This window comes from Agrobacterium sp. DE0009 (assembly GCF_007680755.1).
Classification (GTDB): Bacteria; Pseudomonadota; Alphaproteobacteria; order Rhizobiales; family Rhizobiaceae; genus Agrobacterium; species Agrobacterium tumefaciens_B.
The window spans coordinates 383836-403702 of record NZ_VEIU01000002.1; the positions used below are offsets into that span (position 1 = coordinate 383836).

Genomic DNA, 19867 nt, shown 5'->3' on the forward strand with positions numbered 1-19867 from the left:
CAGAAAAATGCCCGGAGCAATTGAACCCCGGGCTTCTCGAATCATGCGTGACAAAAATTATCAGGCGGCGGCCTGAATCGCAGCGACCTGCCAATTATCATTTCCTGGACGGCGAACGAAGGTCCACATCTCGATCGCTTCGGACGGATGCGTCTCATCGCCCTCGATCACCTTGCCGGAATTGCGATCCCGCATCACGTCAATAGCGGAATAACGCATCGCAACGGTTGCATAATCCTGTCCTTCCTCGTGCCACGCCTCGGCTACATCGCCCTGAAGCAGGGTCACGTCACGCACGTCGTTCTTCACGCCGCTCGTCGCGTTGTCGCTCAGTTCCTCGGCGAGATAGGACATGGCTTCCGGCGTCGTCAGTTTGCGCAACGTGCCGTAGTCTTCGGCAGCATAGGCGGCCTGAACATCCTCCAGCATCTTCTGGAAGGTTTCGAGATCGCTCTGGGTAATCCCGATTTCATCGCCTTCGGACATGGCGTTGGCATGCGCTACAGGCTTGGCCGTCGCAATCGCCGCCGTGGCCGTCGCCGCGCCGGCGGTTGTGCCAGCCAGGGCTCCGATTTTCGGGATCTTGAAGGACGATGCTGCCGAGCCAGACTGGGGACCACCGTTGAAGGAGGAGCGCGCGTTATCAGCGCGCTGAGAATTGCCTGCAGAACCATAGGCCGGCTGGCCCTGACGGCGCGAGGCGAAGAAGCGCATGGCGAGCATGACGAGCAAGCCAATCAATGCCACCTGCAACAACATGCCGAAGAAGCCAGCCATGCCGCCGAAGCCGCCGCCAAGGAGCATGCCGAACAGGCCGCCCATGAGCAGACCGCCCATCAAACCACCCATCATGCCGCCAAACAGGCCGCGGCTCTGCTGCGGAGCCTGGGCGCCTGGACGGGCAGGCTGAGCCGTGCTCGGTGCAGCCTGATTGGTGTTGGGCGTCATGCTACGATTGATCGGCGCGGTCTGGCCGGGTGCCGTGCTGGTCGAAGGGGGTGCGGAGTAGGTCCGCGTTCCACGGCTGCCGAATCCGCCGCTGGCGCGGCGCGCCTCTGCCATGTCAACCGCAACGAAAGACACCGCGATACCAAGCGCGGCGACTGCAAACAAACCCTTGAAGCGCCGAAAGGCAGCAAACATCGTTATCTCCTGTTGGCCACCCTCCCATGAGCGGCATCTCGCCAGCTGATATAGCAACTCACGATAATCATTTTTAGACCGCCCGGCTTAAATTTTTTGTGATATGCAACCACCGCGCGATCCAGATTGCAAAAGCCGCAACAGCAACAACGGGAAAAACAAAAACCGGCACAGGGTTTCCCCCGCACCGGTTCGATTGTCCCCTTGGGAGGAACGATAGATCAGTCGACGTTAAACGTCAGCGGTTTGACCTGGCGGATCGCCGGGTTGGCGCGCAGCTTGTCCAGCACCTCTTCGGAAACCGGGCCGTCAACGTAAAGCAGGGCGATGGCGTCGCCGCCTTCCTTTTCACGGCCGAGCTGGAAGTTCGCGATGTTGACGCCAGCTTCGCCGAGTGTGGTGCCCATGAAGCCGATCATGCCGGGAACGTCCGTATTGGTGATGTAGATCATGTGCGCGCCAACATCGGCGTCCATATTGATGTTCTTGATCTGGATGAAGCGTGGCTTGCCGTCCGAAAAAACCGTGCCGGCAACCGAGCGGATCTGGTTTTCCGTCTTCACCGTCAGCTTGATGTAGCCATCGTAAACGCCGGTCTTGTCGCGCTTGACTTCGGACAGGATGATGCCCTTTTCTTTGATCATGACAGGCGCCGAAACCATGTTGACATCCGCAACCTGGCTGCGAATGAGGCCGGCCAGCAACGCGCTGGTCAACGCCTTGGTGTTCATGTTGGCGGTTGCGCCATCGTAAAGGATTTCGATTTCCTTGGTTGCGCTTTCCTGCACCTGACCAACGAAAGAACCGAGAACATCCGCCAGACGAATGAAGGGCTTCAGACGCGGTGCTTCATCAGCCGTGATCGACGGCATGTTGATGGCGTTGGAGACCGCACCCTTGACGAGGTAGTCCGACATCTGCTCGGCAACCTGAAGAGCGACATTCTCCTGAGCTTCGGTGGTCGACGCGCCAAGATGCGGCGTGCAGACGACGTTCGGCAAGCCGAAGAGCGGGCTCTCGGTGGCGGGCTCGACTTCGAACACGTCAAAACCGGCACCAGCGACATGGCCGGACTTGATGGCTTCGGCAAGAGCTGCCTCATCCACCAGACCGCCACGGGCGCAGTTGACGATACGAACGCCCTTCTTGGTCTTGGCAAGGTTCTCGGCATTGAGGATGCCGCGCGTCTTGTCCGTCATCGGTACATGCAGGGTGATGAAATCGGCCTGCGCCAGGAGCTCGTCCAGCTCAACCTTGGTGACGCCCATCTCCTGCGCGCGCTCCGGCGAAAGGAAGGGGTCGTAGGCCAGAACATGCATCTTGAGGCCAAGCGCACGCGAGCAGACGATGGAGCCGATATTGCCGGCACCGATGACGCCGAGCGTCTTGCCGGTGATCTCTACACCCATGAACTTCGACTTTTCCCACTTGCCGGCCTGCGTGGAGCTATCGGCTGCCGGAAGCTGGCGCGCGACGGCAAACATCAAAGCGATGGCGTGTTCCGCCGTCGTGATGGAGTTCCCGAAGGGCGTGTTCATGACGATGATACCGCGGCGCGAGGCGGCGGGAATATCGACGTTATCGACGCCGATGCCTGCACGGCCGATGACCTTGAGGTTCGTCGCAGCCTCGATCAGCTTTTCGGTCGCCTTGGTGGCGGAACGGATAGCAAGGCCATCATAATTGCCGATGATTTCGGCGAGCTTGTCCTTGTCCTTGCCGAGCTTCGGCTGGAAATCGACTTCGACGCCACGATCACGGAAAATCTGGACGGCGGTTTCCGACAGTTCGTCGGATACGAGTACGCGAGGTGCCATGGTTCACGGGCTCCTTGGAGGAAGGGATGGAAATGTGCGAATGGGGAATGCGCGGCCCTGCGGTGATGCAGGGCCGGTATCAAAATCAGGCTGCGGCCTTGGAAAGCGTTGCCTTCTGCGTCTCATATGCCCAGGCGAGCCAGGGCATGACGGCTTCCATATCCGCCGTCTCGATGGTCGCGCCGGCCCAGATGCGCAAACCGGACGGTGCGTCACGGTAAGCGCCGATATCGAGGGCGACATTCTCCTTTTCGAGCAAGGCGACGATGCCCTTGGCAAAATCTGCCTGCGCGGCCGCATCCAGCGCCTGTACCTCGGGATCAACGATCTTGAGGCAGACGGACGTGTTGGAGCGGGTTTCCGGCTTCACGGCCAGATTGGCAATCCAGTCGTTCTTCTCGATGAAATCGTAGATAACCTTGGCATTGGCGTCAGCACGGCCGATCAGCGCGTTGAGGCCACCGAGGTTCTTTGCCCAGAGCAGCGCGTCAATGTAATCTTCAACGCAGAGCATGGACGGCGTGTTGATGGTTTCGCCGGTAAAGATGCCTTCGATCAGCTTGCCGCCGGAGACCATGCGGAAGATTTTCGGCAGCGGCCAGGCAGGGGCATAGCTCAGCAGACGCTCAACGGCGCGCGGCGATAGGATGATGACGCCATGACCGCCCTCGCCGCCCAGAACCTTCTGCCAGGAGAAGGTGACGACGTCGAGTTTCGCAAAGTCCATGTCCTGCGCGAAGGCCGCGGAGGTGGCGTCGCAGATGGTCAGGCCCTTTCGGTCGGCGGGAATGAAATCGGCGTTGGGAACACGAACGCCCGAGGTCGTGCCGTTCCATGTAAAGACCACGTCACGGTCGAAATCGACGTCGGCAAGGTTCGGCAGCAGGCCATAATCGGCCTCGAACTTGCGAACGTCCTTCAGCTTCAGCTGCTTGACGACGTCGGTGACCCAGCCGGCGCCGAAGCTTTCCCAGGCCAGCATATCGACGCCACGTTCACCGAGCAGCGACCAGAGCGCCATTTCTACGGCGCCGGTGTCGGATGCGGGAACGATGCCGATACGATAATTGGCGGGAACATTAAGAATTTCACGGGTGAGATCGATGGCCTGCTTCAGCTTGGCTTTGCCGACCTTGGCGCGATGCGAGCGACCGAGCGGTGCGTAGGAGAGAGCATCTAGCGACCAACCGGGGCGCTTCGAGCAGGGACCAGAGGAAAAATGCGTATTGCCCGGACGAACGTCCGGCTTCACGATATCTGTCATTTAACTACCCTTTCAGATAGGCGCCTCTCGTTAGGGAGAGGTGTCCTGGCGCCGTTGCTATTCCTGTCGCCGGTTCCAGTCAAGCGGATAATTTCGCTGCGCAAAAGAATCTTGGCCAATATGCGTCATGCGCGGCATCAGATGCCGGTAAAACAAAACCGCCCGTAACCCGAAGGGTGCGGACGGTCTGAAACTACCAGCGGTGCGTGACGTTTATTTATAAACGGCAGGCTGCAGCGGAATATCGGCAGGCGGCATGTATTGTGCCGTATCGCAGCCGTTGAAGACATAACGACCGCCGAGACGCACTTCATGCGAATAGAGGCCCTTGTCGCGGCCGGGGCCGCCATTGTTCTCATAGGCGAACATTTCGCCCTTGTTGATGTGGCGGAAACGATAGCCGACATCGGCCTTCAGGTTACAGGTCACGTCGATCGACGCACCAGCCATGAGGGCATAAGCGAAACGCCACTTGCCACTGCCGCCGTGCTCCGTCGTCTCGTCGCAGTAACCCGACCCGTCGGTCGCGCAGGAGGTGTTACGAAGCTTGTCCCACTTGACGTAGGCAGCACCGACGCCGCCGCCAACGTAAGGCGTGACGCGACCATAGGTGCCGAGATCGACATAGGCATTAGCCATCAGCGTGTAGGCGCGCAACGCGGCCAGATCGGTAGAAACGCAGGGAGCGCCATTGCCACAGAACCCGCGGGTGGAGCCCCGGAAGTCCGCCTTGCCCATATAGTCGAAGGTCAGATCGCTGCGGAAATAGTTGTTGAACTGGTAACCGACACCCGCACCGATATTGTAGCTGTCCTTGATTTTCGCGGTTTCGAAATCCGCGAGATAGCCACCAGGTCCACCCTGATAATAATTGGCGCCACGAAGCTTGTTGAAGGAATAACCGATGTCGCCGCGCAGGTACCAGCCGCTTGCCTGAGTGACGGACACCTCGGGGGCATCGACATAGGCAGGTGCGGGCTCGGCTTGATAAAGATCGGCAGCGATGGCGCTTGTACCGGTCAGCAGGACGGCCAGAAATCCGGCCAGGACGTTTTTCATGACTTCCACTCCAGAAGAGGCACGTGCGGTTCGGCAGCAGATGCCAGTGAACTGTTCAGTCATGGAGATTGACGTAAAATGGTTAAGTCCCGATTAACCACGATGATTCACTATGTTTATTAGATAAACCTCAAAGAAAAAGCCGGCCTCCGGGGCCGGCTTTTTACATTCAATCCAGATCAGTTACGCCGCAGAGCGTGCGTTGGTGATGACGACGACGAGATCATTGACGATCTGCTCCACCTTGGCGCTGTCGTCCCCTTCCGCCATGACACGGATGAGCGGCTCGGTGCCGGAAGGACGGATAACCAAGCGCCCGTTACTGGCCAATGCACTTTCGGCATCCGCAATGGCCTGCTGCACCACAGGATTTTCGAGCGGCTTGCCACCGGAGATACGGACATTCTTCAGAAGCTGCGGCACAGGCTCGAACTTGCGGCAGACCTCGCTGACAGTGCGGCCCGAGCGCTTGACCTTCGCCAGAACCTGCAGGGCGGCGACAAGGCCATCCCCCGTCGTGCCGTAGTCCGACAACACGATATGACCCGACTGCTCGCCACCGACGTTGAAATTGTGGTTGCGCATATGCTCAACAACGTACCGGTCACCGACCTTTGTGCGCGCAAGCGTCAGTCCCTGATCGCCGAGGAATCGCTCAAGGCCAAGATTGGACATGACAGTTGCAACGATGCCGCCGCCGCGAAGCATGTTGTCGGCCGCCCAGCTATCGGCGATCGTTGCCATCAACTGGTCGCCGTCGACGATTTCGCCGCGTTCGTCGACGATAATAACGCGATCCGCATCGCCATCGAGCGCAATGCCGATATCGGCCCGCACCTCGTGGACCTTCTTCTGAAGGGTTTCCGGGTGAGTGGAGCCACATTCGAGGTTGATGTTGATACCATTCGGCTCGTTGCCGATGGTGACAACCTCGGCACCAAGCTCCCACAGAGCGGCAGGCGCTACCTTGTAGGCCGCACCATTCGCACAGTCGATGGCAATCCGAAGACCGCTCAGCGTGACGTCACGTGGCAGGGTGCGTTTGACGAATTCAATATAGCGATAGATATCGCCATCCACACGCTTCGCCCGGCCGATCTCAGATGGCTTGGCAAGCTGGGCGTAAATATCCTTGTCGAGGAGGTCTTCGATCTCCAGTTCGAGCTCGTCAGAAAGCTTGTAGCCGTCGGGCCCGAAGAGCTTGATGCCATTGTCAGAGAACGGATTATGGGATGCGGAGATCATCACACCGATATCGGCCCGCAGCGAGCGCGTCAGCATTGCGACGGCCGGCGTCGGGATCGGTCCGAGCAGAAACACGTCCAGTCCTGCCGCCGTAAAGCCCGCGACCAGCGCATTCTCAAGCATATATCCGGAAAGCCGGGTATCCTTACCGATGACCACGCGATGGCGATGATGACCACGGCGGAAAATCGTTCCAACGGCAATGCCCACCCGCATCGCCAGATCAGGCGTCATCGGGAAGACGTTCGATTGTCCGCGGATACCATCGGTTCCGAAATAACGGCGTGCCATTTGAACTCCAAATCTCTCAGGCTTGCCGGCAAAGACAAAAACAACCGGCAGCGTTTTTGGCTAGATGCCACAAACGAGAATAAACAGCACGTAAATTACCACGAAAATGGCTTATATCTTGTTACCAGAATGAAAAGGCCACCCGGAAATCCGGATGGCCTTTTACAATAGCAAATCTGCTGGAGCTGTTAGCGCGGCTGCGGCTCCATGCCACCCTCCGCCTCACCGTCGCCTTTGGCCTCGCCGTCACCCTTGGCCTCGCTCGGGCCGTCCTTCTTGGTGCCAGCCTTTGGCACTGCCGAGCCACGGCTACCGGGCGAATCATCGCCCAGATCGCGCGCGGGCTTCTCGCCCTTCAAGAGGGCCTTGATTTCGTCGCCCGTCAGGGTCTCGTATTCAAGCAGACCTTCTGCAATCGCCACGAAGCCATCGTGGTTTTCCGTCAGGATGCGCCGCGCTTCGGCGTAAGCCTCATCGATCAGGCGACGAACTTCGGTGTCGATCGTCTGAGCAGTGGCTTCAGAAACGTTCTTCGACTGAGACACGGAGTGGCCGAGGAAGACTTCCTGCTGGTTTTCACCGTAGGACACCTGGCCAAGAGCGTCGGAGAAGCCCCACTGCGTGACCATGGCGCGGGCAAGCTTGGTCGCCTGCTCGATGTCCGAGGACGCGCCCGAGGTAATGTTCTCCTTGCCGAAAGTCAGCTCTTCGGCAACGCGGCCACCCATCATGATCACGAGACGCGATACCATCCACTTGTAGCTCATGGAATAGCGGTCGCCTTCTGGCAACTGCATCACCATGCCAAGAGCGCGACCGCGCGGAATGATCGTCGCCTTGTGCAACGGATCGGCAACGGCAACTTTCAGCGCGGTGATGGCGTGACCGGCTTCGTGGTAGGCGGTCAGCTTCTTTTCGGCCTCGGTCATGGCGGAGGAGCGGCGCTCCGCGCCCATCATGATCTTGTCCTTGGCGTCTTCGAACTCCTGCATGGTAACCACGCGCTTGTTGCGACGGGCGGCCATCAGGGCAGCTTCGTTGACGAGGTTCATCAAGTCCGCACCGGAAAAACCGGGAGTGCCGCGGGCGAGAACCTTGAGGTCGACATTCGGCGCCAGCGGCACGTTGCGGATATGCACCTTGAGGATGCGTTCACGCCCGACGATGTCAGGGTTCGGCACGACAACCTGACGGTCGAAACGGCCGGGACGCAGAAGTGCGGGGTCAAGAACGTCAGGACGGTTGGTCGCCGCGATGAGGATGATGCCCTCATTCGCCTCGAAGCCGTCCATCTCGACGAGAAGCTGGTTCAGCGTCTGTTCGCGTTCGTCGTTACCGCCACCCAGGCCGGCACCACGATGGCGGCCAACGGCGTCAATTTCGTCGATGAAGATGATGCAGGGCGCATTCTTCTTGGCCTGCTCGAACATGTCGCGTACGCGGCTTGCGCCGACGCCGACGAACATTTCAACGAAGTCCGAGCCTGAAATGGTGAAGAACGGAACGTTTGCCTCACCCGCGACGGAGCGCGCAAGAAGCGTCTTACCAGTGCCCGGAGGACCGACAAGCAGCACGCCGCGCGGAATCTTGCCGCCAAGGCGCTGAAACTTCTGCGGGTCACGCAGGAATTCTACGATTTCCTCAAGATCCTGCTTGGCTTCGTCCACGCCAGCCACGTCGTCAAATGTGACGCGTCCGTGCGCTTCCGTCAGCAGCTTTGCCTTGGATTTACCAAAGCCCATCGCGCCCCGCGAGCCGCCCTGCATTTGCCGCATGAAAAACAGCCAGACGCCGAGGATGAGGAACATCGGCAAAAGTGTGCCGAGGTAGCTCAGGAAGCCGGAGGAGCCGTCACTTTCCGGACGCGCCACGATGGTGACGTTCTTGCTCTGCAAGCGCTCCATCAGGCTGTCGTCAATGACGGGGGAATAGGTCTGAAAGGCCGTGCCGTTTTCAGTATAGGTTCCGAGAACCCGGTTACCAGTGACGGTCACGTCACGAACTCGCCCGGAGTCCACATCACGAAGGAACTGGGAATAAGGGATTTCCCGCGAGCCAGTCTGCGTCGGCGATGTCTGGAACATACTGAACAACGCGATCAGCAACAGGGCGATCACGGCCCACAAGGCGAAATTTCTGAAATTTGGGTTCATCGAACTCCCCGAACTCACACGGACAAACCTGCTGCCCGCCATTATGTGCCCCTAACATAAGGACGACATATGCCCTTGCCAAGGCAAAGCGCACTTTCTGATGCGTTTTGGTGTAAAAACTCTTCCAAGGCAATTCACGAAAAAGAGGCCGGATTTAAACCGGTGGCTGTGGATAGGCAGGTCGCCCGAATAACGCAGCGATTGCATTTGCCAGTTCGAGGTCGAAACGCGGCAGGAAAAGGTCGAAAGGCGCAAGTCTCGGTGCGATGCTGACGGCATCAGGCGGCAGCGTCACACCAACCTCAGCTGCGGCAATTTGCGGCAGCCCCGCCACAGCCTGTTTCAGGACGCTTGATGGCGCCGTGGCAAAAGGCCCTACCAACCGAGCGGCATCGCCAGCGCTGCCCGCTTTGACAAGCACCGAAACGGGCGATCCATTCTTCACGGCGAAGCGGTCATCCCAAACCGCTGTCTTTTGCGAACCGACCAAAAGCTGCGGAAGGTTTCGTTGCTCGCGTAGCAGATAAAGGGCGTCGCGCCGTCGATCCAGAAGCACACGCCCCACCGTCATCCGTCCGGCGTCGCCCTCTCGCAGAAACTCCAGGACACGCTCCATGCTGCCTGCAGCCGGGAAAAACGCTCTGCCGCCCAGAGTGGCAATCAGGGCTGCCAGCCCGTGGCGAAACTCCGGGCGATCGGGATCTACGTCTTCATTGGCGATTCTGGCCAGTGCCGCATGCAAGATTTGGGCGCGATCCGCCAGAAATGCGGCCGTTTTCCGAGCAAGGACCTGTCGTTTGAGGGACAGCTCAAAATCGATTGGTGAGGGAGACCCGGAGAGGCTGTTGCGGACCCGCACGCGTTCATATCGTACGTTTTCATTGCTGGGGTCGTCGAGCCAAGTCTGCGCACGGGACAGGACATAGTCACGGATCGCCTGCCTCTCACAACGGAGGAAGGGCCGCATGACCCAGCATTGACCCTCGTATAAAACCGCATCTGCCATACCGGAAAGGCCGACAGCCTCGCTGCCGCCATTGCGGGCGGCACGCATCGCCACGGTTTCCCGCTGGTCGCCCAGCGTATGCCCGGTCACCACAAAATCAGCGCGGGTTTGCCGGAACACCTCCGCGACCAGACGGTAGCGGGCCAATCGCGACGCCTCGGAAATGCCGGAGGCGGGTTTGGCGCCCTCCCATCGGCGGATCATGTGGGGAACTGAAAGCTCAGCGCAAAGTTTCGCGACCCTTTCGGCCTCATAAGCCGATTCGGCTCTCAACGCATGGTCGACAGTGACGGCGGAAAGCTGGAGGCGCTCCCGCCCTGTTTCCGCCTGTACCTGACACAGCGCCAGCAACAGGCCTGTTGAATCGCTGCCGCCGGAGATTGCAACGAGGATGTGGGTGGGCTTGCCTAGATTTTCGACAAAGGACCGTGCCGCGGTGAGCGGCGAAACCGGCGCGTCCGGCTGGGTGCCATCATCAGGCATAGACATACCCGCCCTCGCAGGGGAAAATCAGCAGCTGAGACGCTTCTGTTCGCTGGCAACCTTGCTCAGCACGGTCTTCGACGCGTTGGGGTAGCGCTTCGGCACCTCTCGCAGGGTCGCGCAGGCCGTTTCGGTATTGTCGAGAGCCGCAAGCGACATGCCGAGCTTCATCAACATTTCGGGAGCCTTTGGCGATTTGCCGTAAGCCTGGTGGCCGTTCAGGAAAGTCTTGGCAGCTTCGTTGAACTTGCCTTGAGAATATTGCGCTTCACCCAGCCAGAAGCTGGCATCCGCAGCCTTTGAACCCTTCGGATACCCCTGAAGGTACTGCTGAAAGCCCTGTTCTGCCAACTTGTAATCACCGGACAGCACATGGCCATAGGCCGCCTGATAGATGTCGCCCTCGCTCGTCAGCGCGGCGGTATTGACCGGGTCCGTTTTACGCGGGGTGTTGCCCGTCGTCACACCCGGGAGGCTGCCGGAAGAATTGTTCGCGCCCGAGTTAAGCGTACCACCGATCGGCATCCCCTTCGAGTCGAGTTCGATCGAACCCAAAGTCGTCTCGCCCGGCGCGGCGGTCGGAGCATTGGAGGGAGCAGACGGAGAAACGGAAGCGCCACCCTGGGGTGGCGTTTCGATGATTGTTGCAACGTCGTCGGTCGGAGGTGTCGCCGGACTGACCGGGCTTGCTTCCGCCTTCTTTTTCGGCGCTGCTGCGGGACTTGCACCCTTGCCGCCTTCCAGTTCCTGGAAGCGGAATTCATTGTCTTCCTGCGCCTTGCGGATGGTTTCCTGCATCTGCAGAAGCTGGAAGCTCATTTCTTCGATACGGCCGTTGAGCTGCCGGATCTGCTCTTCAAGCTGCTGAACGCGATAGGCTTCATTGGCCTGAACCCGGATGACCGGGGGCTGCTGTTGAGAGTTGATCGTGCCGAAGCTACCCCCCGCACCGAACAGCGGACCCGAAACGGCAGTGCCGCTCAAGCCGGTGCAGGCTGCAAGCCCCAGCATTCCCGCCACGACAAGTTTCTTCATCTCATTCGTCCTGCCTTAACTGATTTGCATCGGAATGATGCAACCCGGATTTTTTCCATATCAACCGAAAAAGCAACTTAACTTCGGCCAAACTATGAAAAAATAAAAGGCGGCCCGAAGACCGCCCTTCATTCACGTTCACAATAACGTCAGACGATTACATGCCGGCGCCGCCGAGAACCGTCACAGCGCGACGGTTCTGCGACCAGCAGGAGATGTCGTCGCAGACAGCGACCGGACGTTCCTTGCCGTAGGAGATCGTCTTCATGCGGTTTGCCGGTACGCCCTGAGAGATCAGGAAGTCACGGGTCGCTGCGGCACGGCGGGCACCGAGCGCAAGGTTGTATTCACGCGTGCCGCGCTCGTCGGCATGACCTTCAACAGTGATGGCGTATTTCGGATAACGAGCCAACCACTGCGCCTGGCGCTGAAGGGTCTGCTGCGCGTCGGCGCGGATCGAGGTGGAGTCGGTGTCGAAGAAGATGCGGTCGCCGACATTGACCGTGAAGTCCTGCTGGGATCCCGGCGTTGCGGAGCCCGCGCCACCAAGGCCGAGCTCACCGGCGCTGTTCGGCATGTTCTTCTTGTTCGCGCAGCCAGCGAGAGCAAGTGCGAGCGTCATGGCGATGACAGCCGGGTTACGGGCCAGTTTCTGCATGGGGCTGAGTGCCGAAGTTTGTGTACGGCTCATCGCCGGTCTCTCCTTAGGATTTCAATAACGTTGCCGGACACTAACTGATCGCGGTTAACGGCCGACAAACGCTTATGGTTAACAGAAAGGAAATGTCCCACTTTTTTGCTCCCTCACAACACTTTGCGGCAAGAAAGAGGCACGGTTCCCTATGGTATCAATTAAAACACGATGGCGCCGGTTCAGACCGGCGCCATTGTGGCAGTCATATCAGTCCAGAAGCGGCGACCATGCCGGGTCCGAAGCGAATGTTGGCGTCTTGATGAGCTGTTCGTTATAGCCCGTCAGGTCGATCGAATAGAGCTGCGGGCCACCGGCGCCGGCGTTCTGACGGAAGAACATCAGCACGCGGCCGTTCGGCGCCCAAGTCGGGCCTTCATTGTGGAAACCGCTCGTCAGGATGCGTTCTCCCGAACCGTCGGTCTTCATGACACCGATCGAGAACTTGCCACCCGACTGCTTGGTAAAGGCAATCAGATCGCCGCGCGGAGACCATACCGGCGTGGAATAGGAACCATCGCCGAAGGAAATGCGCTGCTGGCCGGAGCCATCGGCATTCATGACGTAAATCTGCTGGCGGCCACCACGGTCACTTTCAAAGGCGACGCGCTGGCCGTCAGGCGAATAGGACGGAGCCGTATCGATCGCCGACGTATTGGTCAGGCGTGTCGTGGTGCGCGAGCGCAGATCCATAGTGTAGATATTGGCGTTGCCGTCCTGCTGAAGGCTCATGATGACCTTCTGGCCGTCAGGCGAGAAGCGCGGCGAGAACGTCATGCCTGGGAAGTTGCCAACGACTTCACGCTGTCCGGTTTCCAGCTGCAGAAGATAAACGCGCGGCTGCTGGCCTTCAAAGGACATGTAGGTGACTTCCTGGCGGCTCGGCGAAAAACGCGGTGTCAGGACGATGTCGTTCGAGTTAGTCAGGTTGCGGACGTTGAAACCGTCCTGGTCCATGATCGACAGCTGCCGCTTGCGGGCCGTCTTCGGACCGCTCTCGGAAACAAAAACGACGCGGGTATCGAAGTACCCCTTTTCACCGGTGATACGCTCGTAGATAGCGTCAGCAATGATGTGGGCCACACGGCGCCAGTTTTCCGGCTGGGTGAAGAACTGCTGGCCGGTCATCTGCTGGCCGGCGAAAGTGTCCCAGAGGCGGAACTCAGCCCGCAGGCGGCCATCGCTTTCACGCGTGACGCGTCCGGTCACGAGAGCCTGGGCATTGATGACTTTCCAGTCCTCGAAACGCGGCTGCTGATCCGGGTTGCTGATCTTTTCGATGAACGCATTCTTGTTGACCGGGGAAAAAAGGCCGGAGCGCTGCAGGTCAGCAGCGATAACCGCAGAAACCTGCGCGCCGATGCCGTCGCTCGACATGAAGTCGGTGATGGCGATGGGTAATGGCTCGACATTACCCTTGTTGATGTTGATTTCCACGCGGGCAAAAGCTGGTGCGGAAAAAACCGACATGATGGCTGCGACAGCGAGCACCAGCCGGATCGGCGAAAATATCTTCATGTTGCCAGGCCTTTCAGCATTCATAGCAATTCACTGGGATCGAAGTTCACGACGACTTCGCTCCATGCATCGTATTTTTCGGCAGGAAGGTTTGTGAACGGAGCAGAACGCATGATGGCGCGATACGCTCCGCCGGAAAGTGCACGGCGTGTTCCTTCAGAACCGCCGGTTGCCTCGATCTCGGGCCGGCCAATAATGGTGCCGTCACGATCGAGCTTCATGGTGACCCGTACGCGCACATCGGAAGCATCCGCCATACCGGGAATAATCTGCCAGTTCTTCTGGATCGCGCCGCGGAGCGCATCCATTTCCGTCTGGCTGAGCGTCGAACCGCCGGTCGATTTTTTGCCGCCGAGGGCTGCCGTCTGCGTCGAGCGCTTCGCACCGCCGCCTGAAGGCGCCTGTTTGTTCAACAGCGCGGCAATATCATCAGCGTTGAAATCGCTTTCTTTCGATGAAGCGGATTTCGCCGTTTCCTGTTTCTTCTCACCGGGTTTCTTATCCGAAGGCTTGTCCGTAGACTTGGCCTGATCGGGCTTCTTCTCAGCCGGTTTTTCGGCTGGTTTCTGCTCGGCGGGCTTCGTCTCGGCCTGCTTGGGCTCCTCCGGCTTTGGCGGCTCAGGCCGGGAATTCGGGCGGGGAACGTTCTGCGGCACGGGGATTTCGGCCGGCTCTTGCGTTGCCGGCGGCGGCTCTTCCGCTTTCGTCTCCTGCGGTGGCGGCTCGTTTTTTGGCTGCGGTGTGATCTCAGGCTTAGTTTGCGGCAAGGCGGCCATTTCCTGCGGCTTCGGAGCCGAGGTTTCTTCCTTGACGATTTCCTTCACCTCGTTCGCCTTGGTATCGACAACCGGCTGGGGCTTCTCCTGCTTGGGTGGAGCGGCGGCACTGATATTATCGTTAGGCTTGGCAGTCGGCGTCGGCGGCGCTTCGATATCGGCGGTGTTGTTGCCAATATTCTGCGCGTTTTCGATGATATCCGGACGAGTCGTGGGAACCGGTGCGGATTTTTCCGCCTTGGGTGCATTCTTGTCACCCTGTTGAATCTGAGTCAGTTCCTCAATCGGCACCAGCTCCACCGGCAGGGCCTCAGCCTGCGACACGTCGAGCGGTTCCGGCGAGCCCAGGGAGACAAGGGCGAAAGCCAGAAGCGACGCATGCACGATCGCGGATGTGGTAAGGCTGCCCTTCATTGCTTTACGTCAATTGTCCTGTTTCTGCTGGGTCACAAGGCCGATATTTTTGAAGCCGGCCGCCTGGATACGCGCCATCACATCCGCGACCACGCCATAGGCGGCAACGGAATCCGCGCGCACGAAAATGCGTTCATTGTAGCCCGTCGTGGCGATTGCCTGCAGCTTGTCCGCCACTTCGGCCGCCTGAATTTCTGTTTCCTGCAAATGAATCTGGCCATTGGCATTCACGGAAATCGTGATCGGCTGCGTGTCCGAATTCAAGGCATTGGCTGAGGTTTGCGGCAGATCGATCGGCACGCCCACCGTCATCATCGGCGCAGCGACCATGAAAATGATAAGCAGCACGAGCATGACGTCGACGAGCGGCGTCACGTTGATTTCGCTGATTGCGCCGCCTTTGCGCCGCCCGCCGCGCCCACCACGGCGTCCACCGGACCCGCCGCCGCTGCCACCTGCTGACATACCCATTTCATCTACTCCATTTTGCCCGACGGCAAATCATTCAACGGCGTTTCAGTTGTGGCCGCTTATTGGGCGGCCTGCCGTGTCTGAAGTTTTTCGTCGATCTGGCGCGACAGGATCGCGGAGAATTCATCGGCAAAGCCTTCCATACGCGCAGAAAGCTTGTGCGCGTCGGCCGTAAACTTGTTGTAGGCGATAACCGCGGGAATAGCCGCGACAAGGCCGATAGCCGTTGCCAGCAGCGCTTCCGCGATGCCGGGCGCCACAACGGCAAGGTTGGTGGACTTCGAACCGGCAATCGCCTGGAACGAGGTCATGATACCGACCACCGTGCCGAAAAGTCCGATAAACGGACCAGCCGAACCGATGGTCGCGAGCGAACCGAGGCGCGCCTCGTATTGTTCGCCTTCACGTGCAATCGTCACATCCATCGCCCGGTCGATACGCATCTGCAAACCAATGGGCGAACGCGCGCCGCGCTCGAATGATTTCTTCCATTCGCGCATAGCGGAAACGAAGATCGCGGCGAGGCCGCCATTCTGACGTTCCGCCAGCGTGCGATAGAGTTCCTCGAGCGACTGCCCCGACCAGAACACCTGCTCGAACTGGTCGAACTGGCGCTTTGCCTTGCCGAAAGTCACATATTTGTCGAAGACGATCGCCCACGTCCAGACCGAGGCGGCGATCAGTCCGATCATTACGAGCTTCACGATGAGGCCCGCCTGCATAAACAGTGCCCAGAGACTTACATCGTGCGTCGCCGCTGCCAAACCTGCCTGTTCCATAAAAATCCAATCCCCGAATCCAAACGCCCGGTACGGGACCGGGCGATTCAAACGCGTGTTAACGCTCGAAGCTATGCGACGGCAGTCGCCAACCCCTTTGCCATACCCCGATACTTGCCAGTGAGCCTTACTCGCCAATAAATTTGGTGAAAGGAAGGCGTGCACCGCACAAATGCCGGTCGCTAAAGTAAGACACCATTATGGTTAAAGGAGTGTTACGACCGCGCCACACCGGATTGATTTACTGGTTGAACAGCTCAATTACTTCAGGAATTTTTCTGCAACCGTCTCCGGCAAACGCCTTGGCCGACCGCTGGCATTGATGACAGCGATGATGACCTTGGCGGCGACAAGAAGCGTTTCGCCGCGCCGAATTTCCTGATTGAGCACCATTTTCGCGCCACCGGCCTTCTCGGTAATCGTCGTGATCGTCAGGACGTCATCCATCCGCGCAGGGCTTTTGAAATCGATCTCCATGCGGTGAACCACGAAGACGAGGCCCTCCTCATCGGCGGTCAGAAGCGCGCTTTGTTCGCAGCCGAGGCAACGCAGATAATCGGTCCGGCCACGCTCGAGAAAATGCAGGTAACGCGCGTGATAAACGAGGCCGGAAAAATCCGTGTCCTCATAATAGACGCGTTGCATCAGGCGGTGACCATGGTCAATCAGTTCACCCGAAAGTGAAACCAAAAGCTCGTTCATACTGTCTCCTTGGGATTTTCAGCAGCGCCAGCGCGGCCTTCGCGAACGATCAGATGCTCGTGCCGCGAGGGCAGCGCCTCTATCCGCTCTGCGATGAAGCGCGGGCGGAGGTCGTTCTCGATCAAGGCGGAAATGCGCGCGGGGAGCCAACGAAATTCGACTTCGATGCCATCCACCACACGATGGACTATATCGTTGTCATGGAACGGCAGGGGATGATCCAGCGAGACGAGATAATAAAACCCCAGCTCATGGGCCGAATAAACGTCATAGGCAAAAAAGTTTTCCGCCGACCATAAAAGGCGCTCCACCGAACACGCCCGATCAAGCTCCTCGCCGATCTCACGGACGATGGTCTGCTCGGAGCTTTCGCCGATTTCGGCACGACCTCCGGGCAGAGCCCAATAGTCGTCCTTCACGCCACGCTGTACCAAAAGATGTTCATTCTGGAAAATGAGGGCCGCCACACGCATGCTGAAGAGCTGCGGTTTGCGATCCAACCGGATCATATGGCGTTCGGGGGCAGAGGTCATTTATCGTCCAGATCGCCGTCATCCCACACGAGATGCCTGGTGGTCTTCGGCAGGTTCTCAATTTCATCGGCGATGAAATAAGGCGGAATATCAAGCTCGGTCAATGCCTTCCTGGTTGCAGCCACCCAGCGAAACTCAAGCTCGTTATCGCCGTCCTGGACCCGGTGGATGATGTCGGTGCGATGAAAGTTGAGCCCCTCCGGCAAGTCCATCAGGTAATAGAACCCGAGCTCATGCCAATCCTTGCCTTCGTAGTGGAAGAAATTCTCGACCGCCCAGAGAAGGCGTCCAACCTTTGCCTCAACGCCAAGCTCTTCCACCATCTCGCGCGCCAGCGTTTCTGCGGAGCGTTCGCCCATTTCAGCGCGGCCGCCTGGAAAGGTCCAGAATTTCTCATGCGTCGCGCGGTGCACCAGCACGTTGCCGTGGCGAAATGCAAGTCCCGCGACACGCATCTGGAAGATGCGTTTCGGCTTGAACTTGATGCGGATGCGGGTGTCCTGCTTGTTATCATGCGTCATGGTTGGGCCTGCGGGCTGGAAACATCAAATCGGTTTCCGTCCACCCTAGCGCATCCATTTCCGCTTTTCTCGCTCCTGCATCATCGCCCACAATGAATTCATCCAGTTGGGGCGGCTTGACCGACGTGCCCGCCAACATCGCATGTGCCTGGCCACGATGATGGGTCTGATGCTGGAAGAGGTGGGAGAGAACATCATCGCAGCGATCCTGCTGCACACGCGCGCCCCGATGTATATCAACGATCCCGGCAAGGCCGTCTTCATCGAGATCATCGACAAAGGCAATCAACGCTTTATCCAGCTGCGTCTGCGCTTCGTGTAACTCAGCAACCGTCGGGTAGGGCTCGCTCACCACGAAGGCTGCGTGTCCAAGCGTACCTCCCTGGAGAGCATCGATATAAAACCGGTCAACGATGAGAATGTGATTGAGCGTTGCCCTGAGGGTCGGGAAGAAACTGACGCGCTGCGCGACGAACGCATCCTCAGACAGCTGACGGCAGGCCTGATGCAGCCTGAAATTTGCAAGACGGTTGTTGCGGGCAAGTTTGCGGAAAACTCGCAGCGGATCGTAAGGCATCAGCTTCCCCTTTCTGACGCCTCCCCTGCGGCGCCTTCAACCGGCGTGTTCCAGCTCCGACTTGCTTTTCAGAACCTTCGCGCCATCGTCCTGCTCGATGAGATAGGCAGGTTCGTCCTTGCTTGCCTTGCGCTTAATCTTGGCGCCGGAAATCGTTTTCTCGACATCTTCAGTGAAGGTCTCGATGATTTTTCCTTCCGCTGTGCCCTTGCCCCATTTCCAGCGCACTTTCGTACCCTTGCGATATGCCGACATGATCCTCTCCGTGCCAAAGACGGTCAAATGCAACGGCGGCGGGCTTGTTCCCTCAATCGTCTTCCAGCGTCAGACGGAATTGCGCCGCCTCAAGATCCTTCGGCGGCTGCATCCCGAGATGTTTCCACGCCGTCCCCGTCAAAACGCGCCCACGCGGCGTACGCTGGATGAAGCCCTGCTGAATCATATAAGGCTCGATAATGTCCTCAATGGCATCGCGCGGCTCCGAAAGGCCCGCAGCGATGGTTTCGATGCCCACGGGGCCGCCGCCGAAATTAACGGCGATCATGGTAAGGTACCGCATATCAAGCTGATCGAGCCCCATATTGTCGACCAGAAGCCGCGTCAAAGCCTCGTCTGCAATCTCGCGGGTGACGGCCTGCGCCCTTGCCACCTCCGCAAAATCGCGGACGCGGCGCAACAGCCGACCGGCAATGCGTGGCGTTCCCCGCGCGCGTCGTGCCACTTCGCGCGCGCCCTCGTCGGTCATGTTCAGGCCCATCAGCCGCGCCCCACGCCGGACAATCAGTTCCAACTCGTCCACGGTGTAAAAGGCCAATCGAACGGGGATACCAAATCTGTCGCGCAGCGGCGTGGTCAACAGGCCGAGACGGGTGGTAGCGGCGACAAGCGTGAACTTGGAGAGATCGATCTTCACCGACCGCGCCGCAGGCCCCTCGCCAATAATGAGATCGAGCTGAAAATCTTCCATGGCGGGATAAAGGATTTCCTCCACCGCCGGATTGAGACGATGGATTTCATCGATGAAGAGAACGTCGCGCTCCTCAAGATTGGTGAGAAGCGCCGCGAGATCCCCCGCTTTGGCAATGACAGGGCCGGATGTAGACTTGAAATTGACGCCGAGCTCCTTTGCCATGATCTGTGCCAGCGTTGTCTTGCCAAGGCCGGGCGGGCCGACGAAGAGCACATGATCAAGCGCCTCGCCCCGATTCTTGGCCGCCTCGATGAACACTTTCAGATTGGCGCGAGCCTCTGCCTGGCCCGTAAAATCGTCCAGCGACTGCGGGCGCAGCGTGGTGTCGATATCCTCGCCGCGCTTCTCCGGGGTGATCAGTCTCTCCGCATCGCTCATTCAGGGCATTCCATTGTTCTAGTCGAATTCCTCAGGTGTCG

At 58.9% G+C, this 19867-nt stretch carries 19 protein-coding genes; all 19 read right to left on the reverse strand.

Annotation, left to right across the window (positions count from 1 at the left end):
* Positions 1-60: 60 nt before the first annotated feature.
* Positions 61-1143 (reverse strand): Tim44 domain-containing protein, encoded by a 1083-nt coding sequence (locus FS804_RS11230; protein ID WP_144576657.1) that lies wholly within the window; start codon positions 1141-1143, stop codon positions 61-63.
* A gap of 221 nt (positions 1144-1364) precedes the next feature.
* Positions 1365-2960: a phosphoglycerate dehydrogenase gene (gene serA / locus FS804_RS11235; RefSeq protein WP_144576658.1), complete on the reverse strand. Its 1596-nt coding sequence runs from the start codon at positions 2958-2960 to the stop codon at positions 1365-1367.
* An 85-nt stretch (positions 2961-3045) separates the two neighbouring features.
* Entirely contained in the window at positions 3046-4224 is a 1179-nt protein-coding gene (locus FS804_RS11240) for a phosphoserine transaminase (RefSeq protein ID WP_144576659.1), read from the reverse strand.
* A 213-nt stretch (positions 4225-4437) separates the two neighbouring features.
* On the reverse strand, positions 4438-5283 hold the full coding sequence (locus tag FS804_RS11245) for an outer membrane protein (RefSeq protein ID WP_144576660.1): 846 nt from the start codon (positions 5281-5283) through the stop codon (positions 4438-4440).
* A 183-nt stretch (positions 5284-5466) separates the two neighbouring features.
* A complete protein-coding gene (gene glmM / locus FS804_RS11250) occupies positions 5467-6819 on the reverse strand; it encodes a phosphoglucosamine mutase (RefSeq protein ID WP_144576661.1) in 1353 nt (450 codons plus the stop codon).
* Positions 6820-7007: 188 nt separating this feature from the next.
* Positions 7008-8972, reverse strand: a complete 1965-nt coding sequence (gene ftsH / locus FS804_RS11255; protein WP_144576662.1) for an ATP-dependent zinc metalloprotease FtsH — start codon at positions 8970-8972, stop codon at positions 7008-7010.
* A 154-nt stretch (positions 8973-9126) separates the two neighbouring features.
* Entirely contained in the window at positions 9127-10461 is a 1335-nt protein-coding gene (gene tilS, locus FS804_RS11260) for a tRNA lysidine(34) synthetase TilS (RefSeq protein WP_144576946.1), read from the reverse strand.
* A gap of 27 nt (positions 10462-10488) precedes the next feature.
* The gene (gene ybgF / locus FS804_RS11265) at positions 10489-11496 is read right to left on the reverse strand and encodes a tol-pal system protein YbgF (RefSeq protein ID WP_186376769.1); all 1008 of its coding nucleotides are present in this window, start codon (positions 11494-11496) and stop codon (positions 10489-10491) included.
* Between the two features lie 157 nt (positions 11497-11653).
* Positions 11654-12187 (reverse strand): peptidoglycan-associated lipoprotein Pal, encoded by a 534-nt coding sequence (pal, locus tag FS804_RS11270; protein ID WP_063950387.1) that lies wholly within the window; start codon positions 12185-12187, stop codon positions 11654-11656.
* Positions 12188-12397: 210 nt separating this feature from the next.
* On the reverse strand, positions 12398-13705 hold the full coding sequence (tolB, locus tag FS804_RS11275; RefSeq protein ID WP_063950523.1) for a Tol-Pal system beta propeller repeat protein TolB: 1308 nt from the start codon (positions 13703-13705) through the stop codon (positions 12398-12400).
* Between the two features lie 20 nt (positions 13706-13725).
* Positions 13726-14895 carry a TonB C-terminal domain-containing protein gene (locus FS804_RS11280; protein ID WP_144576663.1) on the reverse strand — a complete coding sequence of 390 codons (1170 nt, stop codon included), beginning with the start codon at positions 14893-14895 and terminating at the stop codon, positions 13726-13728.
* 9 nt (positions 14896-14904) lie between these two features.
* A complete protein-coding gene (gene tolR / locus FS804_RS11285) occupies positions 14905-15366 on the reverse strand; it encodes a protein TolR (protein WP_003506238.1) in 462 nt (153 codons plus the stop codon).
* Positions 15367-15425: 59 nt separating this feature from the next.
* A complete protein-coding gene (tolQ, locus tag FS804_RS11290) occupies positions 15426-16145 on the reverse strand; it encodes a protein TolQ (protein ID WP_063950385.1) in 720 nt (239 codons plus the stop codon).
* A gap of 261 nt (positions 16146-16406) precedes the next feature.
* The gene (gene ybgC / locus FS804_RS11295; protein WP_063950384.1) at positions 16407-16847 is read right to left on the reverse strand and encodes a tol-pal system-associated acyl-CoA thioesterase; all 441 of its coding nucleotides are present in this window, start codon (positions 16845-16847) and stop codon (positions 16407-16409) included.
* Positions 16844-17380, reverse strand: a complete 537-nt coding sequence (locus FS804_RS11300) for an NUDIX hydrolase (RefSeq protein WP_144576664.1) — start codon at positions 17378-17380, stop codon at positions 16844-16846. The genes ybgC and FS804_RS11300 overlap by 4 nt, the downstream gene beginning before the upstream one ends.
* Positions 17377-17901, reverse strand: coding sequence for an NUDIX hydrolase (locus tag FS804_RS11305; protein WP_144576665.1), 525 nt, complete (start codon positions 17899-17901; stop codon positions 17377-17379). The genes FS804_RS11300 and FS804_RS11305 overlap by 4 nt, the downstream gene beginning before the upstream one ends.
* On the reverse strand, positions 17891-18478 hold the full coding sequence (locus tag FS804_RS11310) for a DinB family protein (RefSeq protein ID WP_144576666.1): 588 nt from the start codon (positions 18476-18478) through the stop codon (positions 17891-17893). Before FS804_RS11310 ends, FS804_RS11305 begins: the two co-directional genes overlap by 11 nt.
* A gap of 36 nt (positions 18479-18514) precedes the next feature.
* A complete protein-coding gene (locus FS804_RS11315) occupies positions 18515-18733 on the reverse strand; it encodes a DUF2945 domain-containing protein (protein ID WP_063950522.1) in 219 nt (72 codons plus the stop codon).
* A gap of 52 nt (positions 18734-18785) precedes the next feature.
* On the reverse strand, positions 18786-19826 hold the full coding sequence (gene ruvB, locus FS804_RS11320) for a Holliday junction branch migration DNA helicase RuvB (RefSeq protein WP_063950380.1): 1041 nt from the start codon (positions 19824-19826) through the stop codon (positions 18786-18788).
* Positions 19827-19867 lie beyond the last annotated feature (41 nt).